Origin of the sequence: Accumulibacter sp. (assembly GCF_029255285.1) — a bacterium.
In the GTDB taxonomy this organism is placed as follows: domain Bacteria; phylum Pseudomonadota; class Gammaproteobacteria; order Burkholderiales; family Rhodocyclaceae; genus Accumulibacter.
The window spans coordinates 1-25216 of record NZ_JAPUVI010000027.1; the positions used below are offsets into that span (position 1 = coordinate 1).

Here is a 25216-nt window from a genome sequence, read left to right on the forward strand (position 1 = left end):
GCGCTCGCCGCCGATCTCACGCGCGAACAGCATCTGACCAAGGTGATGGCGATGATCGGTTCGTCGATCGGCCTGGTGTTCGCCGTCTCGATGGTCGGCGCGCCGCTGCTCTACGTCGGCATCGGCATGCCCGGCATTTTTGCGCTGACCGGCGTGCTGGCCGTGCTGGCCATTTTCGTCGTTCTGCGGGTCGTTCCCGCCGCTCCGGCCGTGCCGCGCCAGCCGAGCTGGCAGAGTTTCGTTCAGGTGCTGTCACATCGCCAGTTGCTGCGTCTGAACTTTGGCGTCTTCGCCCTGCACCTGATGCTGACCGCGATGTGGGTGCTGCTGCCGGCCGAACTGGTCAGCACCGGCGGGCTGCCGGTTGCCGAGCATTGGAAGGTCTACCTGCCTGCCCTGCTGTTGTCCTTCGTCGTCATGGTGCCAGCGATCGTTCTCGCCGAGCGCCACGCGCGCCTGAAGCTGGTCTTCAACGGTGCGATCGTTCTGCTGCTGGTCGTGCAAGTCGGTTTCGGCGCCCTTTCTGCCGGTCTCTACGGGATTGCCGGCTGGCTGATGCTGTTTTTTGTCGCTTTCAACATTCTCGAGGCGACACAGCCGTCGCTGATTTCACGGCTGGCCCCGCCACACGCCAAGGGCGCGGCGCTCGGCGTCTACAACACGACGCAGGCGCTGGGTCTGTTTCTCGGCGGCGTTTGCGGCGGTGTGCTCGCCAAGTTTGCCGGTCCCGGTGCTGTCTGGCTGGGCGGTGCGCTGCTGACGCTGGTCTGGCTGGTGCTCGGGCTGACGATGTCGATGCCGCCGTTGCGCGCCCGCCAAGCCGCACACTAAGCCCCTATAATCGGGCCTATCTCTTCTCGCAATCCTTCAGGGAGGCAACATGGCTTCGGTCAACAAAGTGATTCTCGTCGGTAACCTGGGCGCCGATCCCGAAATCCGCTACCTGCCGAGTGGCGACGCCGTCTGCAACATCAGGATGGCGACCACCGACCGTATTCGCGACAAGGTGTCGGGCGAATACAAGGAAAGCACCGAGTGGCACCGCATCGTCTTCTTCGGCAAGCTCGCCGAGACGGCCGGCCAGTACCTCAAGAAGGGTCGCCAGATCTATGTCGAAGGGCGTATCCGGACCAACAAGTGGCAGGACAAGGACGGCAACGAGCGCTACACGACCGAAATCATCGGCAGCGAAATGAAAATGCTCGGCAGCCGTGAAGGAATGGGTTCGCCGGCCGGTGGCGAAAGCGAATACGGTGGCAGCATGCCGTCGCCGGCGGCCAGCGCTACGGGTGCTGCCCGTTCGGCTCCGGCCAAGAAGACGCCGAGTTTCGAGGACATGGACGACGACATTCCGTTCTGACGCCTGGCGGCGCGTGCCGGCAGCGAAAAAAACCCAGGCCAGCGACACGCTGCCTGGGTTTTTTGTCTCTCGCCCGGGCGATTCCTGGAGGGCGAGCCTAGCCGGCGAAGTTCTGCTCGGCGAAGCGCCAGTTGGCGAGGTGGGCGAGGAAGGTTTCGACGTATTTCGGGCGCAGATTGCGATAGTCGACGTAATAGGCGTGCTCCCACACGTCGATGCACAGCAGGGCTTTGTCGCCAGTGGTCAGAGGCGTTCCGGCGGCGCCCATATTGACGATGTCTACCGATCCGTCGGCCTTCTTCACCAGCCAGGTCCAGGCCGACCCGAAGTTGCCGACGGCCGACGCCTGGAAGGACTTGGCAAACTCGGCGAACGATCCCCACTTGGCGTCGATCGCCGCCGCCAGCGCGCCGCCGGGTGCGCCACCGCCGTTCGGTGCCAGGCAGTTCCAGAAGAAGGTATGGTTCCAGACCTGCGCCGAGTTGTTATAGACCCCTCCCGGCGGCGCCTGGCGGACGATCGCCTCGAGGTCCATCGCCTCGTATTCGGTGCCCTTGATCAGGTTGTTGAGGTTGGTCACATAGGCCTGATGGTGCTTGCCATAGTGGTATTCGAGCGTCTCGCGCGACATGTGCGGCGCCAAGGCGTCCATGGCAAAGGGCAGTTGAGGTAGCTGATGTTCCATTCGTGTTCTCCGTGAAGGTCGTGATGAGGCGATAGCGGTCCGCGAGTCTGCGCCGTGGGAGAGCGTCTTCGTTTCGCAAGGACGGCGGGATTCTAGTCGCCGCTGCCCTGACTGGCAATCGCCGCCACGGCGAGCGGCAGGTGACGATGGTCGTCGAAGACTGCCAGCACGGCAGCGTCGGCGCGACCGTGCTCGAAGAAGACAGCGATCCGCCGGCTTGGTTCCAGCGCACGGCTGTCGCGCACGAGGCGTCCGTGCTCGTCGGCGACGAGGCAATAGCCGCGCGCCAGCACCGAGGACGGATCGAGATGCGCCAGGCCGGCGGTCAGGCGGGCGACATCCGCCGCTCTGGCCAAGGCGGCTTGCCGCCAGGCGGCGCGCAGGCGGGCCGCCAGCCCGGCGAGCTGGCTGGCGTGGCGCTCCGTCGCCGGGCGGCCGAGCAGCAGGCGATGGCGCAGCGCCGCCAGCGCGCGGCCGGCGCGCACGCTGGCCTGCAGCAGGCCGGCGTCGAGGCGGCCTTGCAGCTTGCGTAGCGTATCGCGCTGTCGCTCGAGGTATTGCGCCGGATGCTGCAGTCGGCGACCCAGCCAGTCGAGCTGCTGCCCGCGCTGCTCGATCTGCCGTTCGAGCAGGCGCTGCAGAGCCTGTTGTCGCGCCGCCAGGCGAGTCAGCAGTTGGGCTCGCTCGGGAGCCGCCAGTTCGGCCGCCGCGGTCGGCGTCGGTGCGCGCTGGTCGGCGGCGAAGTCGGCGATCGTGAAGTCGGTTTCGTGGCCGATGCCGCTGATTACCGGCAGCGGGCAGGCGCGTATGGCGCGCGCCACGACCTCTTCGTTGAACGCCCAGAGATCCTCCATGCTGCCGCCGCCGCGGCAGACGATCAGCAGTTCGCAGTCGCCGCGCTGGCCGGCCAGACGAATACTCTCGGCGATCTGCGCCGCTGCCCCTTCGCCCTGTACCGGCGTCGGGTAAAGGACGACGGCGACATGCGGCGCGCGGCGCGCCAGCGTGCTCAGCACGTCGCGCAGGGCGGCCGCCTGCAGCGAGGTGACGACGCCGATGCGGCGCGGAAAGACCGGCAAGAGCCTTTTCGCGGCGCTGGCGAACAGCCCTTCGCGCTCGAGCTTTTCCTTCAGGCGAAGGAACTGTTCGTAGAGGTTGCCGACGCCGGCGCGGCGTGCCGCTTCGACGGTGAGCTGGAAGTCACCGCGCGCCTCGTACAGCGTGACCAGGACGCGCGCTTCGATACGCTGTCCATTCTCCAGTCGCCAGCCGAGCAGTTGCGTCCGGTTGCGGAACATCACGCAGCGCACCTGGGCGGCAGCGTCTTTGAGAGAAAAGTAGACGTGACCCGACGCGGCACGGCTGAGGTTGGACACCTCGCCGGCCACCCAGCAGAGCGGAAAGGCCGCTTCGAGCTGCTGGCGGGCAAGCCGGTTGAGCAGCGAAACGGTGATCACCGGCGGCAGGTCCGGCCGACCGTTGCCGGCGAATGGCGTATCTGACATGCGTCGATTCTACAGGACCGGCAGCCTAGGGTCTCCGGCGCGCGGCCGGCCTCTCGGCGCGGCGGCGCGGCGCGGCGCTCGGTTCCGGCAGGTCGCGCAGGCGCCGCACCCAGAGCGCGATGTCCGGGTCCATACGCGCCAGTAGCGCTTGCGGGTTCTTGGCTTCGTCCACTTGCGCCAGCGTGAGCAACAGGGACGCTTGCTTGGGCGCTTCGGCGCCCAGTTCCGGGGTCAGCAATCCCGCGATGTCGCGAATCAGGCCCGCGTCCCGGCAATCTCGGGCAAACGCGGCGATGATCCCGGAAAGGGCGGCCCCCGACACGCCATCGGCTCCGGGCGAGGCAGACAGGCGAAGCACGCGCGGCAATATGCCGCGCGCGGCTTCGAAGCCGGCGGCCCGACCTTCCGCCGCCACCGCCCGCGCGATGGCCGCACCGACGGCGGAGCCGCCGAAAGAGGGGAAAAGCGGCAGGCGGTCCGAATAATCGTCAAGCAATTCATCCAGCACCTCCCAGGCACGCGCACGGGTCGCGGCCGCAAACAGTTCTTCGAGCCAAAGCCTCCAGTCGGGCCACTTCTCGTCGTCCTGCGGCGATTTTTCGGCCCTTTTCACCCAGCTTGCAAAAACCTGGATGGCTTCGGGCGAGGAGACGTGCGCGGCCGCGTCGATCGCTACGATTGCCGCGTACAGCGTACGCTGGCCATCCGATACCGACTGTGCCAGCGCGAACGATTGCAGCGCGTCGGACAAGGCCTCCTCGTGCCGCCCCAACGCGCCGAGCGAAAAGGCGGCATGTCGCCGAGCTTCGGCTTGTTCGCGGACATCCCCCGCCTGGGCCGCCAGATCGGCGGCCTCGCGCGCCGTCCCGATGGCTTCCTCGTGCCGCCCCAACGCGCCGAGCGAAAAGGCGGCCAGTCGCTGAGCTACGGCTTGTTCGCGGACATCCCCCGCCTGGGCCGCCAGATCGGCGGCCTCGCGCGCCGTCCCGATGGCTTCCTCGTGCCGCCCCAACTCGCCGAGCGAAAAGGCGGCATCTCGCCGAGCTTCGGCTTGTTCGCGGACATCCCCCGCCTGGGCCGCCAGATCGGCGGCCTCGCGCGCCGTCCCGAGGGCTTCCTCGTGCCGCCCCAACGCGCCGAGCGCCCAAGCACGCGAGCGGAGCGCCGATGCTCGCAAGGATTCGGGCAGTTCGGTCGGAATGGCGGCTCCGGCCGTGGCCCAGCAGCGGATCGCGCTGGTCCTGTCGCGGGCTACGTTGAACAACAGAATACCCCGTTCGAAGTGAAGTAAAAACTGTGCCGCCGAATCGGCGTTTGCCACGATCTCTTGGGTCAGCCGCTCGTCTGCTTGCGCCGCCAGCCCGAGGCGCGTGAGCGCCTGCGCCGCGATGATCGCGCCGGCCGCCCGGGCGATGGGGGTTTCCGGCTTCCAGCGGTCGATTCGGTTGGCGATGTCTTCCGGACGCTCGTCCAGATCGTGCAGAATCTGCTCGATCGGCACCGGAAGCGCTTCGTCGCAGCCGCGAGCGAGCCTTTGCAGGAGTGAGCCGAAGCCCAGCAAGTAGGCATTGAACCCAGCGCTCGGCGCCCCGCCCTCGCGCGCCAGATCGGCGAAGATCCGCGCTTCGGCGGGCCGGCCGGCGCTCAGGTGTTGCATGGCCTGCTCCTTCTGTTCCGCGCGCGAGTAGAAGGCGCGCAGGAAGTCGAGGATGGTGGCGAGCGGCGTTTTCAGCGCGAGCTGGTGGCCCTGGCGCAGGCGGTAAAAATGCACGAACACTCGGTCGGTGACGCGGTACAGCGTTTCGCGGCCGTCCAGCGCGGGCAAGCCGCGAATGATGTCGGCGCGTTGCAAGCCCTGCATCACCCGGGCGATGTCGGATTGCCCCCCAGCGTTGACGCGATGGGCCAACTCGGTCTGCGACGCCGGCTCGCCGCCCCGGACGAGCGCGTCGAGCAAACCCTGGGCCAGACTGGGCAAGTCGTCGATGCGGCGCCGGTAATAGTCGGCCAGCTTGTCGGCCAGAGCGTTCATGGTGCCGGCCACCGACAGCGCATCCTGCGTCTCCAGCACGTCGGCCAGGAGTTGCGCCAGCCGTGGGTTGCCGCCGATGAAGTCGGCCACGGCGCGCGCCTTGGCCTCCGCCGCCGCGTCGAGCGGCACCGCCTCCTCCGCCTTGCGGCCACGGTTGAGGTAGCGGTTGAAGTAGACGATGCAGGTGTCGGGCGACCAGGGTTCCAGGCGGATCGACTGAAAAGCCTGGAACAGGGGACGCTCGTAGTCCATGTCGACCGAGCCGGTCGCGGTGGCGATCAGCATGAGCCGGTTGCTCCGCCGATCCAGCCACTGGCGCAGGCGCTGTTCGGCGGCCTCGTCCTTGAAGACGCTGGCCAGCAGATAGTCGAAATTCTCGATCACGACGATGGCCATGCCCTGGCCCGTCGGCAGGAAGCGATCGAGCTCGCCGTCGAGTTGCTCGACCGCTTGCGCCCATTGCCGGGCCTCTTGCGCGGGATCGGGCCACTGGAACATGGCTCCCGACCAGCTTTGATCCTCGCCGGTGCGCAGGTCGGCGATCCGATGGGCGATATAGGCCGGCAGCGCGTGCGGATTGCGCGTCAGGTTGTGCTGCTCCTCCGGCAAGAGCACGAAGGGGATCGGCATGCCCTGCGCGGCGGCGAGCTGCGCGGTCTCGATCTGCACCAGACGAGCCACGAAGGACTTGCCGAAGCCGCGCGGGCCGTAAATCAGGACGTGCTGCAAGGCGCCGGGCGCCGCGGCGAGGCTGCGCTGAACGGCGTCCATCACCCGTTCCGTTTCCTTCTCGCGACCCGTGGCGAGCATCAGGATGGCCTCGTCGCTCATCCGATGGGTCATGAAAGTCTGAACGAGCGGCGGAGTCGGCGAGTCCGTCATGTCAGCCGCGACCGCTTCCACCACAGTTTGGCCAGACGCGAGGCGGGTACCCAGATCCGGTTGGCGTCGGCATCTTCGCTGAAGTGGATGAAACCGTCTTCGACCAGCATATCCAGAAACTCGGCGAGATCGATGCGGGAGTAGCCGTCGGGCAGTTCGAGGTCGTCCAGCGGGGTTCCGTCCGCCGCCTCCATGATCCGTTTCAGGACCGGAACCACCAGCTTTCTCTGACCATCCTTGTCGATCTCGCCGTAGAACTTGAATCGCTTGTTGAACTGGTTATAGAAATCGTCGTGCAGGACCGGGCGCACGTAGTGGGCAAAAATCCCGGCGAAGTCTCCTGGTGGCGGGGGCGACTGGACGCCGATCTCCAGGAGACCCTTGACCACAAAACTCGGATAGAGAACGCCGCATTCCTCGATGAATTTTCCCGTGTGCTCGTCTGTCCAGCGGCCTTGCGACGGCTTTTCCGTCGCCTCGCGGATGAACTCGCGAGCTTCGTCGTCGCTAAGTTCGGGTACCTCGAAGGGCTGCAAGTCATTGAGATGGTCCGCGGTGAGCTTATAGTGGCGCGACAGGGCGGTGACGCCGATCGAGCCGGTGAGCAGCATCTTCATCCCGGCAGCGCGCCATTCGCGCATGGCGGCGAGCAGTTGGTCGATTTCGCCTCGCCCTTCCGGGTTTCGTTCCAGCATGTTCTTCAAGAACAGCGAAAATTCGTCGATGACCAGCAGCGGTGGCGCCGGGCTGGCGCTCAAGGCCTTGCGGATGCCGTTGTAGGCCTCCCGCCAATAGGCCGACACGAGAGCTTCGCCGGTCTTGGTGCCGCTTGCCAAAGCCTCCAGCGCGTTGCGGATCGGGCTGTCCTTGGCGATGAAGCCGAGAGCGCGGGTTTTCAGGTCCGACTCCCTGGGCAGCGCGCCGAACAGGTCGCCGAGCAATTCCTGGATCGATTGCAGCCCCTGGGCATCGAAAAACGCCACGGGTTTCCTGGCCTGTTCCATTTGCTCTATGACGTAACGCCGCAGGGTCGATTTGCCGATGCGGCGCAAACCGAACATCTTGACGCCGCCGCTGCTGGCCAGAGTGCGCAACAGCTTTTCCTGCAGCTTGGGCCGGTCGAAACGTTGATCGCCGGCGACGGCATTGCCATAGTGAAGCGCGAGAACCATGACTTCACTCCTATACGAAGAACAAGATATCTGCTTTTTAACATATCAACTTCAGAATTGCAACACAATTATCTGCTGAAAAAGATATCTGAAATATCGTATGCGATTGTCGCGATTTGATCCGAACGAAAATTCCCGCTGGCCTACCTCCTGCAAGCGAGCCGAATGCGGCGGGGCATCGGCGAGACGCGCTTCGCAGGCGTTCCATTGCTCCGCCAAGCTCGTGCCGCCTTGGCGGCCGCTGGGAATTGACACGCTCGCCGGCGGTCCCGATACTGGTCGCCGGCCAAGCTTTGCGAGGAGACAAGGGTGAACCCAGACATCGATCTGCCGCGCCATGCCGGGCAGGCGCCGGTCGGCTTTGCCGGGCGACCGCTTTCGTTGCCGGCACTGCTGCTCGCGGGCGGCCTGCTGTGCGCCGCGCTGCCGGCGTGGGCGGCCGATGCCTGCCCGCCGCTGCTCGACCACAGCTTCCCGTCGCTGCTCGACGCGAAGCCACAATCGCTGTGCCAGTGGCAGGGCAAGGTGCTGCTGGTGGTGAACACGGCGAGCTACTGCGGCTTCACGGCGCAGTACGACGGACTCGAAAAGTTGTACTCGCGTCTCAAGGGCCGCGGCCTCGTCGTGGTCGGTTTTCCGGCCAACGATTTCGGCGACCAGGAGCCGGGCAGCAACCGCGAGATCGCCGATTTCTGTCGGCTGACCTACGGTGTGCAGTTCCCGATGTTCGCCAAGACGACGGTCGTCGGCCGCCAAGCCAATCCGCTCTACGCGCAGCTTGCCAAGGCGACGGGCAGCGAACCGAAGTGGAACTTCCACAAATACCTGATCGATCGCCGCGGCCAGCAGGTGCTCAGCTTCGGCAGCCGCGTCAAGCCCGACGACCCGGCGCTGCTCGACAAGATCGAGGAGTTCCTGGGCCGTTAGCGAAGCTCAGGTGTTCTGGACGACGATGTTGGGAAACTTGGCGCTCATGTCGCGCGCGCGTTCGGCAACCTTGACGGCGAGACGGCGGGCGATGTTGCGGTAGATTTCGGCGGCGCGCGAATCCGGCGCACCGACGACGGTGGGTTGGCCCGAATCGGTCAGTTGGCGGATCGAAAGTTCGAGCGGCAGGGCGCCAAGTAACTCGGTGCCGTAGTCGCGGCACATCTGTTCGCCGCCGCCGCTGCCGAAGATGTGTTCCTCATGGCCGCATTGCGAGCAGACGTGGAGGCTCATGTTTTCCACCAGGCCGAGGATTGGGATGCCGACCTTCTCGAACATCTTCAGCCCCTTGCGGGCGTCGATCAGGGCGATGTCCTGTGGCGTGGTGACGATCACCGCACCGGTTACCGGCACTTTCTGCGCCAGAGTGAGTTGCGTGTCGCCGGTGCCGGGCGGCATGTCGACCAGCAGGTAGTCGACGTCCTGCCAGCGGGTCTGCTTGAGCAACTGTTCGAGCGCCTGCGTCACCATCGGCCCGCGCCAGACCATCGGCGAATCGATGTCGATCATGAAGCCGATCGACATCGCCTGCAGGCCGTGCGCGAGCAGCGGATCCATCGACACGCCGTCCTGCGATTCCGGCTTGCGGCCGACCAGACCGAGCATCTGCGGCTGCGAAGGGCCGTAGATGTCGGCGTCGAGCAGGCCGACGACGGCACCTTCCTGGACCAGCGCCAGCGCCAGGTTAACCGCCGTCGTGCTCTTGCCGACGCCGCCTTTGCCGGAAGCAACGGCGATGATGTTCTTGACTCCGGGCAGCGGCTTCAGCCCCCGCTGCACGGTGTGGGCGACGATATTCACGGTGATCTTGGCGTCGACCTGAGCGACGCCGGGAATCGCTTGCAGCTTTTCGACCACGGCACGCCGGATCACGTCGAGTTGGGTCTTCGCCGGATAGCCAAGCTCGATGTCGAGCCCGACTTTGCCACCGTCGAGACGGATATTCTTCGCCGAGCGCGTCGACAGGAAATCCTTTTGCGTGTTCGGATCGATCAGTTCGCGCAGCGCCGCGTGCACGGCTTCAATCGTTACGGCCATTTGTTGCCACTCCTCGGATGGATACCCGAGCATTTTACTACAGTTTGGCGCAGCGAGCGGCAGCGGTCGGCGCCTTGACGGCGGTCCATCGTCTGCTAAGCTCACGGCATGAATACGACCGTCGTTCCCAGCCGATCCGCCGACCGCAGCTGGGTGCTCGGCGCCATCCGCCGCATCGACGCCGATTTCCAGCGCTCCAGCGACACACATCTGATTCCGCTGCCGCTACCGGGCTTCCCGGGAATCGACCTCTATCTGAAGGACGAGTCCAGCCACCCGACCGGCAGCCTGAAGCACCGGCTGGCCCGTTCGCTATTTCTCTATGCCTTGTGCAACGGCTGGCTGCGCGAGGGCGGCACGGTCGTCGAAGCGTCGAGCGGTTCGACCGCCATCTCCGAAGCCTACTTTGCCCGCCTGATCGGGCTGCCGTTCCTGGCCGTCATGCCGGCCGCGACGTCGCCCGAGAAGATCGCGGCGATCGAGTTCCAGGGCGGCCGCTGCCATCTGGTCGACGATCCGATGGGCCTTTACAGCGAATCGCAGCGCTTGGCCGACGAACTCGGGGGACACTACCTCGATCAGTTTACCTTTGCCGAACGGGCAACCGACTGGCGTTCGAACAACAACATCGCCGAGTCGATTTTCCTGCAGATGAGGCTCGAGCGGCATCCCGTCCCGAGTTGGCTGGTTTCCAGCGCCGGCACCGGCGGCACGGTCGCGACGCTCGGACGTTACGTGCGTTACTGCGCAACACCGACCCGCGTCTGCGCCGCGGACGCCGAACGGTCGGTCTTCTTCGACTACTACCTGAGCCGCGTGCCGGACCTTTGCCGGCGCGACGCGTCGCGCATCGAAGGCATCGGCCGGCCGCGCGTCGAAGCGTCTTTCCTGCCCGACGTGATCGACGCCATGGTCAAGGTGCCCGACGTCTGGTCGGTGGCGGCGATGTACGAACTTTCAGCCCGTCTGGGCCGCAGCGTCGGCCCCTCGACCGGCACCAACCTGATCGCCGCGCTGGCCTGCATGGCTCGGATGCGTACCCGCGGCGAAGAGGGGTCGGTCGTCACACTGCTTTGCGATTCCGGCCAGCGCTACGGCCACAGTTACTATTGCGACGACTGGCTGGCGCGCAGCGGCTTGAGTTGCCGGCGCGAGCGTGCCGCGCTGACGTCGATGCTGGCGGCGGGTGAAGTGGCGAATGAGTTGGCGACCACCTGGCAACTGGCCGGCGAGTTGATGGGCTAGGAAACCGGCGGCCGCAGTGGCCGCCCGGTTCTCAATCTCCCGGCGGCCGGGTATGCCGGCGCACCCAGTCCCGCCAGGCGACGAAGACGGCCGGGTGCAAGGCGGCGATCACCGGACGGCGCCAGACGTCGTCGGCGTCGTAGTCGTCCTGCGCCAAAGTGCACATGCGGCCGCCGGCTTCGCGCAGGATGAGGTTGCCGGCGGCGTAGTCCCACAGCATCTGACCGCCGTGCAGGTAGAGGTCGAGCCGGCCGGCGGCCAGGTTGCACCAGTCGAGCGTCGAGCTGCCGAAGTTGCGCTGCGAGTAAAAAGGCGGGCGGACGGCGATCTGGTCGGCCAGAGGCTTCGGGATGCGCTTGAAATCGACGCCGCCGACGGCACGGCCGATGTCCGCCGTCACCTGGCGCAGCGGCAGGCGGCGGCCATTGACGTAGGCGCCATGGCCTTCGCGAGCGTAGAACATTTCGTCGGTGATCGGGTTGTAAGTCACCGCCAGCCGTGTCTGCCGGCCTAGCAGCCAGGCGATGGAAACCGCGAAGACGGGCAGGCCGTTGATGAAATTGGTCGTCCCGTCGATCGGGTCGATACACCACAACCCACGCTCGTCGTCGCTGCCATCGTTCCACAGCGTCTGCTGGGCGGCCTCGGTCATTTCCTCACCGATGATCGGCGAGGGGTGAATCCCGGTCAGACGTTCGAGGAGAAAACGCTGCGCCGCGAGATCGGCTTCCGAACACAGCGAGCCGTCGTCTTTCCGCTGGCCGTGGCTGACGCGCAGGAAACGCGGCATGATCTCGCGCTGCGCCACTTCGCGTACCAGCGCGACGGTGGCGTCGAGCATGCGTTTCAGTTCGCCGTCCGTGCTGGCCGGCGTGTTTCCGTGGTCTGCCTCGCCCATGATCGCTCAGGCGCGCCACTTGATCGAGCAGCCGATGCTGGCGGTCTGGTCGGTCGGTCCACGACCGGTTTCGGCAATGAGTTGCATTGCTTCGACCAGTTCGCGCCGCACCTCGGGCGCGGCCGGCAGGCGCCCGCTGGCATCGAGCCGGCCGCGGTACTGCAGTTCGAGCCGGCGGTTGAAAGCGAAGAAGTCGGGCGTGCAGACCGCCCCGTAGGCACGCGCCACATCCTGCGTCGCGTCGTACAGATAGGGGAAAGGAAAGTCGAGCTGGCGTGCGATGCGCTGCATGTTGGCAAAGGAGTCCTCGGGGTAGTCGGCGGGATCGTTGCTCATGATGGCCGCGACGCCGAAACCCAGCGCCTGAACCTGACGCGCGTCACGGCACAGGCGGTCGATGATCGCCTTGACGTAGGGACAGTGGTTGCAGATGAACATCAGCAGCAGTCCCTGCGGGCCGCGCAGCGTCGCCAGCGAGTGGCGCGCACCCTGGGTGTCTTCCAGCTCGAAGTCGACGGCCGGCCAGCCGAAATTGCAAACGGGACTACTCGTGGCCATGATCGGTCGGCCTCCAAACACATCGAACGGGTAAGCTCTTATAATACCACGGTGACTGTACCCCGTTTCCATTGCGCGATGCCGCTGGCGGTCGGCGCCCGCGTCGATCTGCCGGCAACGGTGGCACAGCATGCGGTCCGGGTTCTGCGCCTGCGGCAGGGCGACACGTTGACCTTGTTCACGGGCGCCGGCGGTGAGTTTTTGGCCAGGATTGCCGGCATCGAGCGCTTGCGGGTCAGCGTCGAGGTCGAGCAGTGGCGGGACATCGAGCGCGAATCGCCGTTGTCGGTCACGCTCGTGCAGGCGCTGCAGACCGGCGACAAAATGGACATGACGGTACAGAAAGCGGTCGAACTCGGCGTCGATCGGCTACTGCCGGTGATTTCGCGACGTAGCGTACTGCGTCTCGCCGACCAGCGTGCCCCGCGCCGGGTCGAGCACTGGCGGCGCGTCGCCGCCGCCGCCTGCGAACAGTGCGGACGCAACCGCTTGCCGGAAGTCGCGATGCCGGAAAGCCTGGAACATTGGTTGCAGCGACCACCGCCGCCGGGTGCCTTGCGCCTGATGCTGGCACCGGCCGCAAGCGGCTCGCTGGCACGGCTGTCGGGGCCGCCGGCGGGCGGTAGTATCGAACTCCTGGTCGGCGCCGAAGGCGGTCTGGCGCCCGACGAAGCCCGGTTGGCGGTGCTGGCCGGTTTTCTGTCTGTACGGCTCGGTCCGCGCATCCTGCGAACCGAGACGGCTGGCCTGGCTGCCCTGGCGGCAATCCAGTTTTTGTGGGGTGACTTGAAGGAGGGTACTACTGATGTTTGAATCGGCAGAGCTGGGACACAAGATCGACAAGGAGACGTTCAAGGCGGAAGAGCCGAAGCTGCGCGCTGCGCTGCTCGAAGCGCAGGAGCAGTTGCGCGAAAACGGTTCGTTTCCGGTGATCATCCTGATCAGCGGCGTCGATGGGTCGGGTAAGGGAGAGACGATCAACGTCCTCTACGAGTGGATGGACCCGCGTTTCATGTCAACCCACGCCTTCTACGCACCGACCGCCGAGGAGCGCGCACGGCCGTCGATGTGGCGCTACTGGCGGGCACTGCCGCCGAAGGGGCGGATTGGCATTTTCGCCGGTTCGTGGTACTCGCAACCGATTGCTGAACGGATCACCAACGATCTGTCGCGCTCCGATTTCGACCAGCGCATGGATCAGCTCAATCGCTTCGAGGCGATGCTGGTCAACGAAGGTGCGCTGGTGCTCAAGTTCTGGATCCACCTCTCCAAAGATGCGCAGCGCGAGCGGCTGAAGGCGATCGAAGCCAATCCGCTGACCCGCTGGCGGGTCACCAAGGCGAGTTGGGATCGTCTGAAAACGTACGACAAGCTGCAGGAAGTCGCCGGTCACCTGTTGCGCACGTCGAACACGCCGTGGGCGCCGTGGATCATCGTCGAAGGAACCGACGACCGCTATCGCCACCTGACGATTGGCAAGACCATCCTTGATTCCTTGCAGAAGCGCCTGGCCGACAAGCGGGAGCAGAACTCGCCGGTGGCGCCGGCGGCGTCGCCGCGCATCGACCGCCTCGACGTGCTGAGTTCGCTCGACATGACACAAAGCCTTCTCAAGAAGACCTATGAGGCGGAACTGGCGACCTGGCAGGGCCGTCTGGCCGAACTGATGCGTCATCCCGAGTTCCGCAAGCGGGCATTGATCCTTGCTTTCGAGGGCTCCGACGCGGCCGGCAAAGGCGGCGCCATCCGGCGCGTCACGTCGGCGATGGATGCGCGCCAGTATCAGCTCATTCCGATTGCCGCGCCGACCGAGGAGGAACGGGCGCAACCCTACCTCTGGCGCTTCTGGCGGCACATGCCGCGCCTCGGCCGGGTAGTGATTTTCGACCGTACCTGGTACGGCCGTGTTCTCGTCGAGCGGGTCGAGGGTTTCTGCAGCGACGCCGACTGGTTGCGTGCCTACTCCGAGATCAACGATTTCGAGCACGACCTCTGGCGCGCCGGTGGTATCGTCATCAAGTTCTGGCTGCAGATCAGCGACGAGGAGCAACTCAGGCGCTTCGACGAGCGTGCCAAGATCGAGCACAAGCGTTTCAAGATTACCGAGGAGGACTGGCGCAACCGCGAGAAAGCCGGTGCCTACCACGAGGCGGTGTGCGACATGATAGACCGCACCAGTTCCGGTACCGCACCGTGGACGCTGGTCGAGGCGAACGACAAGCTGTTTGCCCGGATCAAGGTCTTGCGGACGATCTGTGAACGTGTCGAAAGGGAACTCAAGATCGACCCACTGAAAGTGCCTGTGCCGATCGCACCGAAGGCTGGCAAGTCGACGACCGAGACGCCGGTCGACGAAGTCAAGGTCGAGGAAACCAAGGAAACCAAGGAACCGCGAAACGACAAGGCGAAGGCCGGCAAGACGAAAGAGAAGGCCAGGCCGACGGCGTGACATGTCCGAAGACTTCAGTTCCGCCCACTTCATCGCTTGGTTCCGGTCGGTTGCGTCCTACGTCAATCTGTTTCGTGGCAAGACCTTCCTGATCGCTTTCGGCGGCAAGGCGATTGCGGGCCAGTTGGCGCGTACGCTGGCGTACGACGTCAATTTGCTCGCCGCGCTCGGCGTGCGCCTGGTGCTGGTGCATGGCGCACGGCCGCAGATCGAGGAACTGTTGCGCGAACGCGGACTGCAGTCGGTCTATCACGGCAACTATCGGGTGACCGATGCCAAGGCGCTCGCTTGTGTCATCGACGCGGTGGGCGGCATTTACGTCGAGATCGAGGCCCTGCTGTCGCAGGGCCTCGCCGACACGCCGATGGCCAACAGCACGATACGCGTCGTTGGCGGCAACTTCATCACCGCCAAACCGGTCGGCGTGGTCGACGGAGTGGACCTGCAATACTCGGGGCAGGTGCGCAAGATCGACGGCGAAGGCATCCGTGCGCAGTTGGGCCTCGGCAACATTGTCCTACTGTCATGCATCGGGTCGAGCCCGACCGGCGAGATTTTCAACCTGGCGATGGAGGAGGTGGCCGAAGCAGTCGCCACGGCACTGCTCGCCGACAAGCTGATTTTTCTTACCGACAGCCAGGGAGCGACCGACATCGACGGCGCGCTGCTCGACGAGCTGACGGTCGAAGCTGCCGAGCGCCTGATCAGCCTGGGCGACTGGCTGTCGACCGATCTGAAGCGCTATCTGCCCTGTGCGACACGAGCCAGCCGTGCCGGCGTCGGTCGCGTGCACCTGATCGGTTACGACGAGGATGGAACGTTGCTGCGCGAACTATTCACGCGCGACGGCGTCGGTACGGTGATCACCCGTGAATCGCTGGAGCAGTTGCGCGACGCCCGACCCGATGACATCGGCGGACTGGTGGCGCTGATCGAACCGCTGGAAGAAGACGGCACGCTGGTCCGCCGCTCGCGCGAGTTGCTCGAGCGCGAAATCACGCGTTTCTCGGTGGTCGAGCACGACGGGCTGATCGTCGGCTGTGCGGCGCTTTACCCGTATGGCGAGGAGCAGGCCGAGCTGGCTTGTCTGGCCGTACATTCGCACTACCGGCGCTGGGGTTACGGCGCCCTGCTGATGAAGCGCATCGAGGCCAGGGCCCGGGCGTCCGGCGTCAAGCGCCTGTTCGTTCTGACGACGGTGACTTCACACTGGTTCAAGGAGCGCGGCTTCAGCGCGCGTCACGTCGACGAGCTGCCGTCGGAGAAGCGTTTGGTCTACAACTTGCAGCGTCGTTCCAGCGTGCTGATCAAGGATCTGTAATCTGTAGTTTCCTCGCGGCTGCGGCGCCGGTGTGAGCGACTGGAAAGGTCGGAAATCTGCCGCGCGGCGTCGCCGCGAATCATTTCAGGAGTCGATGCATGGCAAGAATGGTCAACTGTGTCAAGCTGGGTCGGGAAGCCGAAGGACTTGACTTTCCGCCCTACCCGGGCGAACTCGGCAAGCGGATTTTCGACGCGGTATCGAAGGAAGCCTGGCAGCAATGGGTGCGCATGCAAACCATGATCATCAACGAGAATCGCCTCAACCTGGCCGATGCGACGCATCGCAAGTATTTGTCCGAGCAGATGGAGAGGCATTTCTTCGGTAGTGGCGCCGACCGGGTGCAGGGCTACGTTCCGCCGGCAGCCTGAGCGGCGGCGCCCGCCGGCCGCTGGTCAGCCGCCGGCGCTCAAGGTCTGCACGCCAGCCGCCGTAGCGAGCAGACAGACATCCGCCGGGCGGCGGGCGAACAGGCCGCAGGTGACGACGCCGACGATCTGGTTGAGGCGGGTTTCAAGCTCGACCGGATCGACGATCACCAAGCCGCCGACGTCGACGATCAGGTTGCCGTTGTCGGTCACGAAGCCGGCGCGTAAGACCGGTGTTCCGCCGAGCCTGGCCAGTTCGCGTCCGACATGGCCGAGCGCCATCGGGATGACTTCGATCGGCAACGGGAAGCCGCCGAGTACCGGAACGCGTTTCGACGCGTCGGCGATGCAGACGAGCTTGCGGGCGACCGCCGCGACGATTTTTTCGCGCGTCAAGGCGCCACCGCCGCCCTTGATCATCTGCAGCGCCGGATTGATTTCGTCGGCTCCGTCGACATAGACCGGCAGTTCGTCCACTTGGTTGAGGTCGAAGACCGTGATGCCATGGCCTTCGAGTCGTCGCTTCGTCGCCTCGGAGCTTGCCACGGCACCGGCGATCCGATGCTTGATGGTAGCCAACTGATCGATGAAATGATTGGCCGTCGAGCCCGTTCCGACGCCGACGACGCTTCCCTCGCTGACCTGCGCGATGGCCGCCGCCGCCGCCGCCTTTTTGAGTTCGTCCTGGGTCATTGCCGTTCTCCGTCGTCGATGAATTCCGCCATTGTAGTCAGGTGGCGCGATCACGCCCAGCCAGCGGCGACCAGGCCGTGCGGCCGTGATGGCGAAGCAACTCGTTATACTTGCCAGGCTCGAACGACGGCAAGGAGAAGCAGGTGATCGATGAAAACCCTTTCAAGGGGCAGACTGGCCTGCGCCGCGTATGGAAGGCCTACCATTATTCGCTGGCCGGCCTGCGCGCCGCCTATCGCGGGGAAGACGCGTTTCGCCAGGAAGTGCTGCTCGCCGCGCTGCTCATTCCACTCGCGTTTTGGCTGTCACCCGACCGGGTCGGGCGGGCGCTGATGATCGGCAGCGTGCTGCTGGTACTGGTTGTCGAGTTGCTCAACTCGGCCATCGAGGCCGCCGTCGACCGCGTTTCGCTGGACCGCCACCCGCTCGCCGAGCGGGCCAAGGATATCGGTAGTGCGGCCGTCCTCCTGGCCTTGCTCAACGTGCTGGCCGTATGGACCTGCCTGCTGGTTGGCTAGGCGACGGACTCGGCGCGCCGCCTGCGGGGTGAGTACAGCCTTTCGGGTCTTGTCGTTCAGGTCAGGCGGCGCAGATGTATCTGCACCGAGACCCTGGCCCCCAGCCAGCCAAGGGCGCCGCCGATCGCGGCCAGGCTCAGGACGTCGACCGGCGACAGGCTGCGCAGAGTGAAACTGGCGCCGTAGAGTTGCGTCAGTTCGGTCACCGGCGCGACCAGCAACCCGAAACCGGCGCTGACCAACAGGGCGGCACACAGCCCACCGAGTGCGCCCTGCAGCATGCCGAAGTAATGCAGAGGGCGCTGGATGTAGGCGTCGGTCGCCCCGATCAGCCGGGCAACCTCGATTTCTGCCGCCTGGGCGAGGATCTGCAGGCGAATGGTATTGAAGGCGATGGTCACCAGGGCACCGGCGAACAGGACGGCGAGCAGCAGGACGACCAGTTTGCCGAGGCGGAGCAGGGCGTCGAAGCGCTTGACCCAGGCCGAATCGAGCTGGACGTGAGCGACCTTTGGCCAAGCGGTAAAGACTTTCGCCAGATGCTCAAGCGATTCCGGCCGCGTGTCGTCGGGGGTAACGACGAAGGCGTCCGGCAGCGGGTTTCTCGGCAAGCTGGCAACGATCTCTGCCATTCCTTCCGAGGCTTGCAGGCGCTTGAGCGCTTCCTCGCGGGGAACGTAACGCCAACTCCCGAGGCGCGCCTCCTTCAGCCTCGACTCGATCTCGCCGACATCGCGCTTGCTGGCGTCCAGGGTCAGGAAAAGGCTGACCTGCTGCACGCCTGGCGTGTCACCGGTCAGTTGCCTCAGATTTTCAAGCGCCAGCCAGCCAGCGGTCGGCAGGGTCAGCGCCACACCGACGACGAGTAGCGAGAGCAGGGTGTTCAGCGGGGCCGCGGCCAAACGGCGACAGGCGTCGCGCAGCGCGGCGAGGTGCTGGGCCAGCCAGGAAGTCATGGCAAGGCCACCGCGGCGCTCGGCATCGCTTGTCCTTCGCTCATCTGGCCGTGGTCCAGGCGGAGGATGCGCGGCCGCGTACCAGGCAGGCACAGCGGGTCGTGGGTGACGATCAGGACGGTGACACCGACCTGCTGGAAAGCGCGGAAGATCTCGAGGATCTCCTGCGCCGACGCGGCGTCCAGATTGGCGGTGGGTTCGTCGGCGAGAATGATCGCCGGCCGATTGACCACCGCGCGGGCGATCGCCAAGCGCTGCTGCTCGCCGCCGGACAGGGCGATGGGAAAGGTCTTTTCGCGATTCGGTAGGCCGACCTTGGCGAGCGCCGCCTGCGCGCGGCGCAGCGCTTCCTTCGCCGGGTGGCCGACGATGGCCAGCGGCAGCAGAACATTGTCGAGCACGTTGCGATCGAACAACAGCTTGCGGTCCTGGAAAATCAGTCCGAGCTTGCGTCGCAAGTAAGGGACGGCGTTGCGGCGCAGCGCCGCCAAGTTCTGTCCGTTGATCACGACGCTGCCCGAGGTTGGCCGTTCGATCGCCGCCAGCAGCTTGAAGAGGGTCGATTTTCCGGCGCCGGAGTGGCCGGTCAGGAAAACCATTTCGCCGGCGGTAATCTCGAAGCTTACATTCCTGAGCGCTTCACGGCCTTCCGGGTAGCGCTTGGTGACGTCGTTGGCCGCAATCACTCGAACAGCGCGTCTACGAAATCGCGGGCATCGAAAGGCCGCAGGTCGTCGATGCCTTCGCCGACACCGATAAAGCGTACGGGTTTGGGGCACTGGCGAGCAATCGCCGCGACGACGCCGCCTTTGGCCGTGCCGTCGAGCTTCGTCAATACCAGACCGCTGACCTGGATCGCCTTGTCGAAGGCCATCACCTGCTGCACAGTGTTCTGGCCGAAGGTGGCGTCGAGGACCAGCAAAGTCTCGTGCGGAGCGCTGGGATCGGCTTTCTGGATGACGCGTCGTACTTTGGCGATTTCGTCCATCAGGTGCAGTTGGGTCGGCAGCCGGCCGGCGGTATCGGCCAGCACGACGTCGATGCCGCGCGCCCGGGCGGCGGTGATGGCGTCGAAAATCACCGCCGCCGGGTCGCCCGACTGCTGCGCAATGACCGTCACGCTGTTGCGCTCGCCCCAGGTCTGCAGTTGCTCGCGTGCCGCCGCGCGGAAAGTGTCACCCGCTGCCAGCAGGACCGATAGCCCGCGCGCCTGAAAGTGCTTGGCCAGCTTGCCGATCGAGGTCGTCTTGCCGGCGCCGTTGACGCCGGCAATCATGATGATGAAAGGCCGCGGCCCGGACAGGTCGAGCGCTTCCTCGAGCGGCCGCAGAAGCTCGTACAAGGCGTCCGAGAGCGCCCGCTGAATGGCTTCCGGGGTGTCGAGCTTGTCGCGCTTGGCGCGCATCTTCAACTGGTAGAGCAGGTGCTGGGTGGCGTCCAGGCCAACGTCGCTGGTCAGCAGCAGGGCTTCGAGCTCTTCGAGCAGTTCGTCGTCGACCTTGCCGCGCGAAAAGAGCGATTTCAGCTTGCCGCCGAACTGCGCCCGGGTACGCGCCAGGCCCGACTTGAGCCGTTGCCGCCACGAAGCCGCCGCCGAAGCTTCGCTGTTTTCGGCGCTTGGCTGTTCGGCGGCGGAAGTCGGCGCAGGGGATTTCTTGAGGAAACCAAACATGGTGCTTACGTGTCTCAAAGGCGCTTGGGCGGGCAGGCAGTGGTAAGATGCCGGCGCAATTGCCCGACAACCGCAGATTCTATCAGAAGCGATTCATGCCCATGCTTTGCCTGAGACTGATTCCCTTGTTGCTGGCGCTGGCCGTTCCGGCGACGGCGCTGGCCAACCCCTACGAGCGGCCGTTGGCGAATGGCCTGCGGGTCATCGTCAAGGAGGACCGACGTGCGCCGACGGTGGCACACATGGTCTGGTATCGGGCCGGCAGCATGGACGAGAAGAGCGGCACCACCGGCGTGGCGCACGTTCTCGAGCACATGATGTTCAAGGGAACGCCATCCGCCGGGCCGGGCGAGTTCAGCCGCCGCGTCGCCGCGGCTGGTGGGCGCGACAACGCCTTCACCAGCCGCGACTACACGGCGTATTTCCAACAGGTGCCGAAGCACAAGCTGTCCGAAATGATGCAGCTCGAAGCGGATCGCATGCGCCACCTGACCCTCGACCCGGAGGAATTCGCCCAGGAAATCAGGGTGGTGATGGAGGAGCGCCGTTTGCGCACCGACGATCAGCCGCAATCCCTCCTTTTCGAGCAACTGACGGCGACGGCCTACCAGGCGCATCCCTACCGCGTACCCATCATCGGCTGGATGAGTGATCTCGAGAACATGACGGTCAAGGACGCGCGCGCCTGGTACGAAAGCTGGTACGTGCCGAACAATGCCTATGTCGTGGTGGTCGGCGACGTCGACCACAATGCCGTTTTCGAACTCGCCGAACAGCACTACGGGACACTCCCGGCACGTCCCCTGCCAGCCCGGAAGCCACAGGACGAGCCGCCACAGACTGGCATGCGCCGTTTGGCGGTCAAGGCGCCGGCGGAACTGCCGGTAGTGATGATGGCCTACAAGGTGCCGGTGATTCGCGATGTCGAGCGGGACGTCGATCCCTACGCGCTGGAAATGCTGTCGGCCGTGCTCGACGGGCACGAAGCGGCGCGCTTCTCGAAACACTTGGTTCGCCAGCAGCGCCTGGCCGTCGAGGTGACGGCGAGTTACGATTCGACGACGCGTGGCCCGGGGACGTTCTACCTCTACGGTTCGCCGAGCGAGGGGAAGACGCGGGCCGAACTCGAGGCCGGTTTGCGTGCCGAGTTGGCCGACGTCCAGCGTCAGGGTGTGGCAGCGGACGAACTGGCGCGCGCCAAGGCGCAACTGATCGCCAGTCAGATCTACAAGCTCGATTCGATGTTTGCCCAGGCCATGGAAATCGGCCAGTTCGAGTCGGTGGGAATTCCACACACGCAGAGCCAGCGTGTCATCGAGAAGCTGCAGGCTGTCACCGCCGAGCAGGTTCAGGCAGTGGCCAGCAAGTACTTTCGTGACGAGAACTTGACGGTTGCCGAACTCGAGCCGCAGCCTTTGCCGTCCACGCCGCGTGCACGTTCGTCGTTCGCCCCACGTCACTGAGAGTTGGTCAATGAATCCTTTCAAGCTGCTCGTCTACCTTTGTCTGGTCCTCGTGGCGCCCTTGTCTCACGGCGGCCCAAAGATCGAGTCCTGGCAGGCGCAGTCCGGGGCGCGAGTGTTCTTCGTCGAGAACCATTCTCTGCCCATCCTCGACGTGCAAGTCGATTTCGCCGCCGGGACGGCGCAGGAAGCGCCTGGCAAGGCCGGCGTCGCCCAGTTGACGCGCGCGCTGCTCGACCTCGGCGCGGCCGGCATGGACGAAACGGAGATCGCCAGTCGGATGGCGGATCTGGGCGCCAAGCTGTCGGGTGGGGTGGACATGGACCGCGCGTCGATTTCGCTGCGTACGCTGTCGATGGGCGACAAACGCGGTCCGGCGGTCGACCTGCTGCGCGTCATCCTGCGTAGCCCGCAGTTTCCGGCCCCTGTCTTCGCCCGCGAGCAGGCACGCTCGGTGGCGGCGATCAAAGAGGCGTTGACGCGGCCCGACACGATTGCCAGCCGGGCCTTTTGGTCGGCGATGTACCCGGCGCATGCTTATGGCCGACACGCGACGCCCGAGTCGGTCAGGGCGCTGACGCGCACCGATGTGCTGGCTTTCCATGCCGCCAACTACACCGCGGCGTCGGCGACGGTAACGATCATCGGCGATCTGTCGCGCACCGATGCGCAGGCGGTGGCTGAGGATCTGACCGGCGGACTCGCGCCTGGCGTACCGCTGGTTGGTCTTGCCGTACCCGAATTGCCACCTGCCGGCGAGCAGCGGATTGCCCACCCGGCGGCGCAGGCGCACCTGCTGCTCGGGCTGCCGGCGCTGAAACGTGGCGATCCCGATTTCTTTCCGCTGGTCGTCGGCAACTATGCGCTGGGCGGTGGTGGCTTCGTGTCGCGCTTGATGAAGGAAGTGCGCGAGAAGCGCGGTCTGGCCTATAGCGTCAACAGTTATTTTCAGCCGCTCGCCCAACTGGGGCCATTCCAGATTGGCATGCAAACCAAGAAGGCGCAGGCCAACGATGCGCTGCAGGTGACGCGCGAAATCCTGGCCAACTTCCTGGCTCAGGGGCCGAGCGAGAGCGAGATGCAGGCGGCGAAACAGAATCTGATCGGCAGTTTTCCGTTACGTCTGGACAGCAATCGCAAGCTTCTCGACAATGTTTCGATGATCGGATTTTACGGCCTGCCGCTCGACTACCTCGACCGCTACCCGGAAAGCATCGAACAGGTGACGCTGGCCGACATCCGGGCGGCCTTTGCGCGACACGTTCGTCCCGAGCATTTGGTCACCGTCGTCGTCGCCGGGGAATAGGCTTCTGAACTCGCTACGAATCATCGGTGGCGAATGGCGGCGAGGCGTCCTGCGCTTTCCCGACGCACCGGGTCTGCGGCCAACGCCCGACAGTGTGCGCGAAACTCTTTTCAACTGGCTCGGACAAGACCTCAGCGGCCTGTCCTGTCTGGACCTCTTTGCCGGGAGCGGTGCCCTGGGTTTCGAAGCGGCATCCCGCGGTGCGACGCGGGTGGTACTGGTCGACCGGTCGCCGAAAGTGGTGGCGGCGCTGGCGGACAACGCCAGCCGGCTGGGAGCCGGGAAGCGCGTGGAGATTGTGCGCTCGGATGCGGTAAGATTCATTAGTACTGTCGGCTTTCGTTTCGACGTCCTGTTCCTCGATCCGCCGTTTCACCAGGGCTGGATTGACCGTCTGCTGCCCTTGATGACGGACGTTCTGGTTGAGGACGGCGTGATCTACGCCGAGGCGGAGACGGTTTTGGAAAGCTGTGGGGCCTGGCAAACGGTGCGCCAGGGCCGCACCGGCCGGGTTTTCTATCACTTGATGCGGCGAGGCGAAGCAGATGGCGCTGAATAAGCGGGTAGCAATCTATGCAGGCACCTTCGATCCGATGACCAGGGGTCATGAGGATCTCGTTCGGCGTGCGACTTGTCTCTTCGACCGCGTGATCGTGGCGATTGCCGAGAGCCAACCGAAAAGACCGTTTTTTTCGCTCGCCGAACGGGTGGAGATGGCAACGGAAATTCTTGCGCCCTATCCGAACGCCGAGATCTGCGGCTTCAACGGTCTGCTGATGGATTTCCTGCACGCCAAGGAAGCCAAGGTGATCATCCGGGGGCTGCGTGCCGTTTCCGATTTCGATTACGAATTCCAGATGGCGGGAATGAACAGGAACCTATATCCGGAAGTGGAAACGGTGTTTCTGACGCCGGCCGAGCAGTACCTTTTCATTTCGGCGACGATGGTACGCGAGATCGCCATTCTCGGTGGCGACGTCAGCAAATTCGTTCAGCCGGCCATCTGCGGCCGGCTGGCCAAACGTGTGCGGGAAATTTCAACGACCTGAAGGAACAGCAAGCATGTCTCTGATCATCACCGACGAATGCATCAACTGCGACGTCTGCGAGCCCGAGTGCCCGAACGAAGCGATTTTCCAAGGGGCCGAAATCTACGAGATCGACCCCAACAAATGCACCGAATGCGTCGGTCACTACGACACGCCCCAATGCGTCGAGGTGTGTCCGGTGGACTGCATTCCCAAGGATCCGGCGCACGAGGAAAGCGAAGATCAGCTCTGGCGCAAGTACGAGAAGCTGACCGGCAACAAGGGCCGCGGTTGAAGCCGCGGCGGAGACTGCTGATCGCTCCAGGCGTGCTTCCGGAAGCGGGAACTGAGTTACGCCGTTCTCATTGGAACGTAGGCGCGAATTAGCCCGAATTACTTTCTGCAGGATGTTGGCGGCGCCCCAGAGGTGGGCTTCGAGTTGTTGTTGGGTCAGTCTCATTCTTTGTCCGTGGGTATCTCGGTGGCACCCATCCAGTAGCAGAGCAAGGGCGCGGGTATGCGCATGATCTGCGTGCCAACGGCGGACGCATCCGGCGAAGTTTCCGGTACGACGACCGGCAAGCCTCGCATCGGCCCGAAGTCGTCCAGCGACTTCGTGACGACGTAGCCGCGCGCGATGCGCTTGGCCTGGCACAGCTCGATCAGGCCCTTGAGCTCGCGCGTGCCGGTGTACTGGGCGCGGTACTTCAACCTCGAAGGGGATCAGCTCGCCGCCCACTTCGGCGACGAGATCAAGCTCGTGGTCGCGCCTGCCGCGCCAGTACGAAAAGCGCACGTTCTGCGCGTAGTAGCGGGCGAACAGGTGCTTGAACACCGCCGTGTCGGTGGCCACGCCCAGCGCCGCGGCCTTCTCCGGGATGGCCTTGCCCTTGAGCATCACCGCCGGCGCAATGGCCGCATCGGCCAGGTAGATCTGAGCTTCCCCCGAAATTTCGGGTGTCGGACTACCTCACGCAGATCAAGAGCCCGTACAAGGCCATCGTGGCGTACTCGGGCGACTTCGAGATTGGCGGGCAGAAGAAGACCGAGGCCGATCTCAACGGGTTTCCGAGCAAGGAC

Annotated in this window: 24 protein-coding genes and 2 pseudogenes; 14 read left to right on the top strand and 12 right to left on the bottom strand. The window is 64.9% G+C overall.

All coding sequences use genetic code 11. The features are described from left to right. A partial coding sequence (locus Q1M07_RS04075) for an MFS transporter (protein ID WP_300451097.1) occupies positions 1-831 on the top strand: 831 nt, incomplete at its 5' end. Between the two features lie 49 nt (positions 832-880). Further along, the gene (gene ssb / locus Q1M07_RS04080) at positions 881-1360 is read left to right on the top strand and encodes a single-stranded DNA-binding protein (RefSeq protein ID WP_300451099.1); all 480 of its coding nucleotides are present in this window, start codon (positions 881-883) and stop codon (positions 1358-1360) included. A gap of 97 nt (positions 1361-1457) precedes the next feature. On the opposite strand, the gene Q1M07_RS04085 is transcribed toward ssb, so the two are convergent. From Q1M07_RS04085 to Q1M07_RS04100, 4 genes are all read right to left on the bottom strand, one after another. Beyond that, a complete protein-coding gene (locus Q1M07_RS04085; RefSeq protein ID WP_300451102.1) occupies positions 1458-2045 on the bottom strand; it encodes a Fe-Mn family superoxide dismutase in 588 nt (195 codons plus the stop codon). Positions 2046-2137: 92 nt separating this feature from the next. Further along, positions 2138-3550 carry an exodeoxyribonuclease VII large subunit gene (gene xseA, locus Q1M07_RS04090; RefSeq protein ID WP_300451105.1) on the bottom strand — a complete coding sequence of 471 codons (1413 nt, stop codon included), beginning with the start codon at positions 3548-3550 and terminating at the stop codon, positions 2138-2140. A gap of 25 nt (positions 3551-3575) precedes the next feature. Next, positions 3576-6464, bottom strand: coding sequence for an AAA family ATPase (locus Q1M07_RS04095; RefSeq protein WP_300451108.1), 2889 nt, complete (start codon positions 6462-6464; stop codon positions 3576-3578). Further along, complete coding sequence (locus tag Q1M07_RS04100; protein WP_300451111.1) at positions 6461-7636, bottom strand: ATP-binding protein; 1176 nt, start codon at positions 7634-7636, stop codon at positions 6461-6463. Before Q1M07_RS04100 ends, Q1M07_RS04095 begins: the two co-directional genes overlap by 4 nt. A 390-nt stretch (positions 7637-8026) precedes the next feature. Here Q1M07_RS04100 and Q1M07_RS04105 point away from each other — a divergent pair, with 390 nt between their 5' ends. Further along, complete coding sequence (locus Q1M07_RS04105) at positions 8027-8563, top strand: glutathione peroxidase (RefSeq protein ID WP_300451147.1); 537 nt, start codon at positions 8027-8029, stop codon at positions 8561-8563. Positions 8564-8569: 6 nt separating this feature from the next. Here the strand turns inward: Q1M07_RS04105 and apbC are convergent, their stop codons facing one another. Then, positions 8570-9661: an iron-sulfur cluster carrier protein ApbC gene (gene apbC, locus Q1M07_RS04110; RefSeq protein WP_300451114.1), complete on the bottom strand. Its 1092-nt coding sequence runs from the start codon at positions 9659-9661 to the stop codon at positions 8570-8572. A gap of 108 nt (positions 9662-9769) precedes the next feature. Here apbC and Q1M07_RS04115 point away from each other — a divergent pair. Further along, a pseudogene (locus Q1M07_RS04115) lies at positions 9770-10789 on the top strand (PLP-dependent cysteine synthase family protein); the annotation flags it as partial. A gap of 148 nt (positions 10790-10937) precedes the next feature. Here Q1M07_RS04115 and Q1M07_RS04120 read toward each other — a convergent pair. Both Q1M07_RS04120 and Q1M07_RS04125 read right to left on the bottom strand, forming a co-directional pair. Continuing rightward, positions 10938-11747, bottom strand: coding sequence for an inositol monophosphatase family protein (locus tag Q1M07_RS04120; protein ID WP_300451150.1), 810 nt, complete (start codon positions 11745-11747; stop codon positions 10938-10940). Between the two features lie 63 nt (positions 11748-11810). Beyond that, positions 11811-12365, bottom strand: a complete 555-nt coding sequence (locus tag Q1M07_RS04125) for a thioredoxin family protein (RefSeq protein WP_300451153.1) — start codon at positions 12363-12365, stop codon at positions 11811-11813. A 48-nt stretch (positions 12366-12413) separates the two neighbouring features. On the opposite strand from Q1M07_RS04125, the gene Q1M07_RS04130 reads away from it, so the two are divergent. The 4 genes from Q1M07_RS04130 (at position 12414) to Q1M07_RS04145 (ending at position 16503) form a co-directional block, all read left to right on the top strand. Further along, positions 12414-13175 (top strand): 16S rRNA (uracil(1498)-N(3))-methyltransferase, encoded by a 762-nt coding sequence (locus tag Q1M07_RS04130; RefSeq protein ID WP_300451117.1) that lies wholly within the window; start codon positions 12414-12416, stop codon positions 13173-13175. Then, complete coding sequence (pap, locus tag Q1M07_RS04135) at positions 13168-14811, top strand: polyphosphate:AMP phosphotransferase (RefSeq protein WP_300451119.1); 1644 nt, start codon at positions 13168-13170, stop codon at positions 14809-14811. Before Q1M07_RS04130 ends, pap begins: the two co-directional genes overlap by 8 nt. A gap of 1 nt (position 14812) precedes the next feature. Then, positions 14813-16132 carry an amino-acid N-acetyltransferase gene (gene argA / locus Q1M07_RS04140; RefSeq protein ID WP_300451122.1) on the top strand — a complete coding sequence of 440 codons (1320 nt, stop codon included), beginning with the start codon at positions 14813-14815 and terminating at the stop codon, positions 16130-16132. Between the two features lie 98 nt (positions 16133-16230). Continuing rightward, on the top strand, positions 16231-16503 hold the full coding sequence (locus Q1M07_RS04145; protein ID WP_300451125.1) for an oxidative damage protection protein: 273 nt from the start codon (positions 16231-16233) through the stop codon (positions 16501-16503). Positions 16504-16527: 24 nt separating this feature from the next. Here the strand turns inward: Q1M07_RS04145 and rpiA are convergent, their stop codons facing one another. Further along, positions 16528-17193 (bottom strand): ribose-5-phosphate isomerase RpiA, encoded by a 666-nt coding sequence (gene rpiA / locus Q1M07_RS04150; RefSeq protein ID WP_300451128.1) that lies wholly within the window; start codon positions 17191-17193, stop codon positions 16528-16530. Between the two features lie 143 nt (positions 17194-17336). On the opposite strand from rpiA, the gene Q1M07_RS04155 reads away from it, so the two are divergent. Next, complete coding sequence (locus Q1M07_RS04155) at positions 17337-17711, top strand: diacylglycerol kinase (protein ID WP_300451131.1); 375 nt, start codon at positions 17337-17339, stop codon at positions 17709-17711. A gap of 56 nt (positions 17712-17767) precedes the next feature. On the opposite strand, the gene ftsX is transcribed toward Q1M07_RS04155, so the two are convergent. From ftsX to ftsY, 3 genes are read right to left on the bottom strand one after another with little or no spacing between them, the layout of a single operon-like run. Beyond that, entirely contained in the window at positions 17768-18667 is a 900-nt protein-coding gene (gene ftsX / locus Q1M07_RS04160) for a permease-like cell division protein FtsX (RefSeq protein ID WP_300451133.1), read from the bottom strand. Then, positions 18664-19353, bottom strand: coding sequence for an ATP-binding cassette domain-containing protein (locus Q1M07_RS04165; RefSeq protein WP_300451135.1), 690 nt, complete (start codon positions 19351-19353; stop codon positions 18664-18666). The genes ftsX and Q1M07_RS04165 overlap by 4 nt, the downstream gene beginning before the upstream one ends. Further along, positions 19350-20339, bottom strand: coding sequence for a signal recognition particle-docking protein FtsY (gene ftsY, locus Q1M07_RS04170; RefSeq protein ID WP_300451137.1), 990 nt, complete (start codon positions 20337-20339; stop codon positions 19350-19352). The genes Q1M07_RS04165 and ftsY overlap by 4 nt, the downstream gene beginning before the upstream one ends. Positions 20340-20440: 101 nt before the next feature. On the opposite strand from ftsY, the gene Q1M07_RS04175 reads away from it, so the two are divergent. From Q1M07_RS04175 to Q1M07_RS04195, 5 genes are read left to right on the top strand one after another with little or no spacing between them, the layout of a single operon-like run. Beyond that, positions 20441-21802: a pitrilysin family protein gene (locus Q1M07_RS04175; RefSeq protein WP_300451155.1), complete on the top strand. Its 1362-nt coding sequence runs from the start codon at positions 20441-20443 to the stop codon at positions 21800-21802. A 10-nt stretch (positions 21803-21812) separates the two neighbouring features. Further along, complete coding sequence (locus Q1M07_RS04180; protein ID WP_300451139.1) at positions 21813-23108, top strand: pitrilysin family protein; 1296 nt, start codon at positions 21813-21815, stop codon at positions 23106-23108. Continuing rightward, on the top strand, positions 23053-23667 hold the full coding sequence (gene rsmD, locus Q1M07_RS04185) for a 16S rRNA (guanine(966)-N(2))-methyltransferase RsmD (RefSeq protein ID WP_366983933.1): 615 nt from the start codon (positions 23053-23055) through the stop codon (positions 23665-23667). Before Q1M07_RS04180 ends, rsmD begins: the two co-directional genes overlap by 56 nt. Then, entirely contained in the window at positions 23660-24157 is a 498-nt protein-coding gene (gene coaD / locus Q1M07_RS04190) for a pantetheine-phosphate adenylyltransferase (protein WP_300451161.1), read from the top strand. Before rsmD ends, coaD begins: the two co-directional genes overlap by 8 nt. Before the next feature lie 13 nt (positions 24158-24170). Further along, the gene (locus Q1M07_RS04195) at positions 24171-24431 is read left to right on the top strand and encodes a YfhL family 4Fe-4S dicluster ferredoxin (protein WP_300451141.1); all 261 of its coding nucleotides are present in this window, start codon (positions 24171-24173) and stop codon (positions 24429-24431) included. Positions 24432-24592: 161 nt separating this feature from the next. Here Q1M07_RS04195 and Q1M07_RS18705 read toward each other — a convergent pair. Continuing rightward, positions 24593-25084 (bottom strand): annotated as a pseudogene (locus Q1M07_RS18705) (DUF4143 domain-containing protein); the annotation flags it as partial. Positions 25085-25216 lie beyond the last annotated feature (132 nt).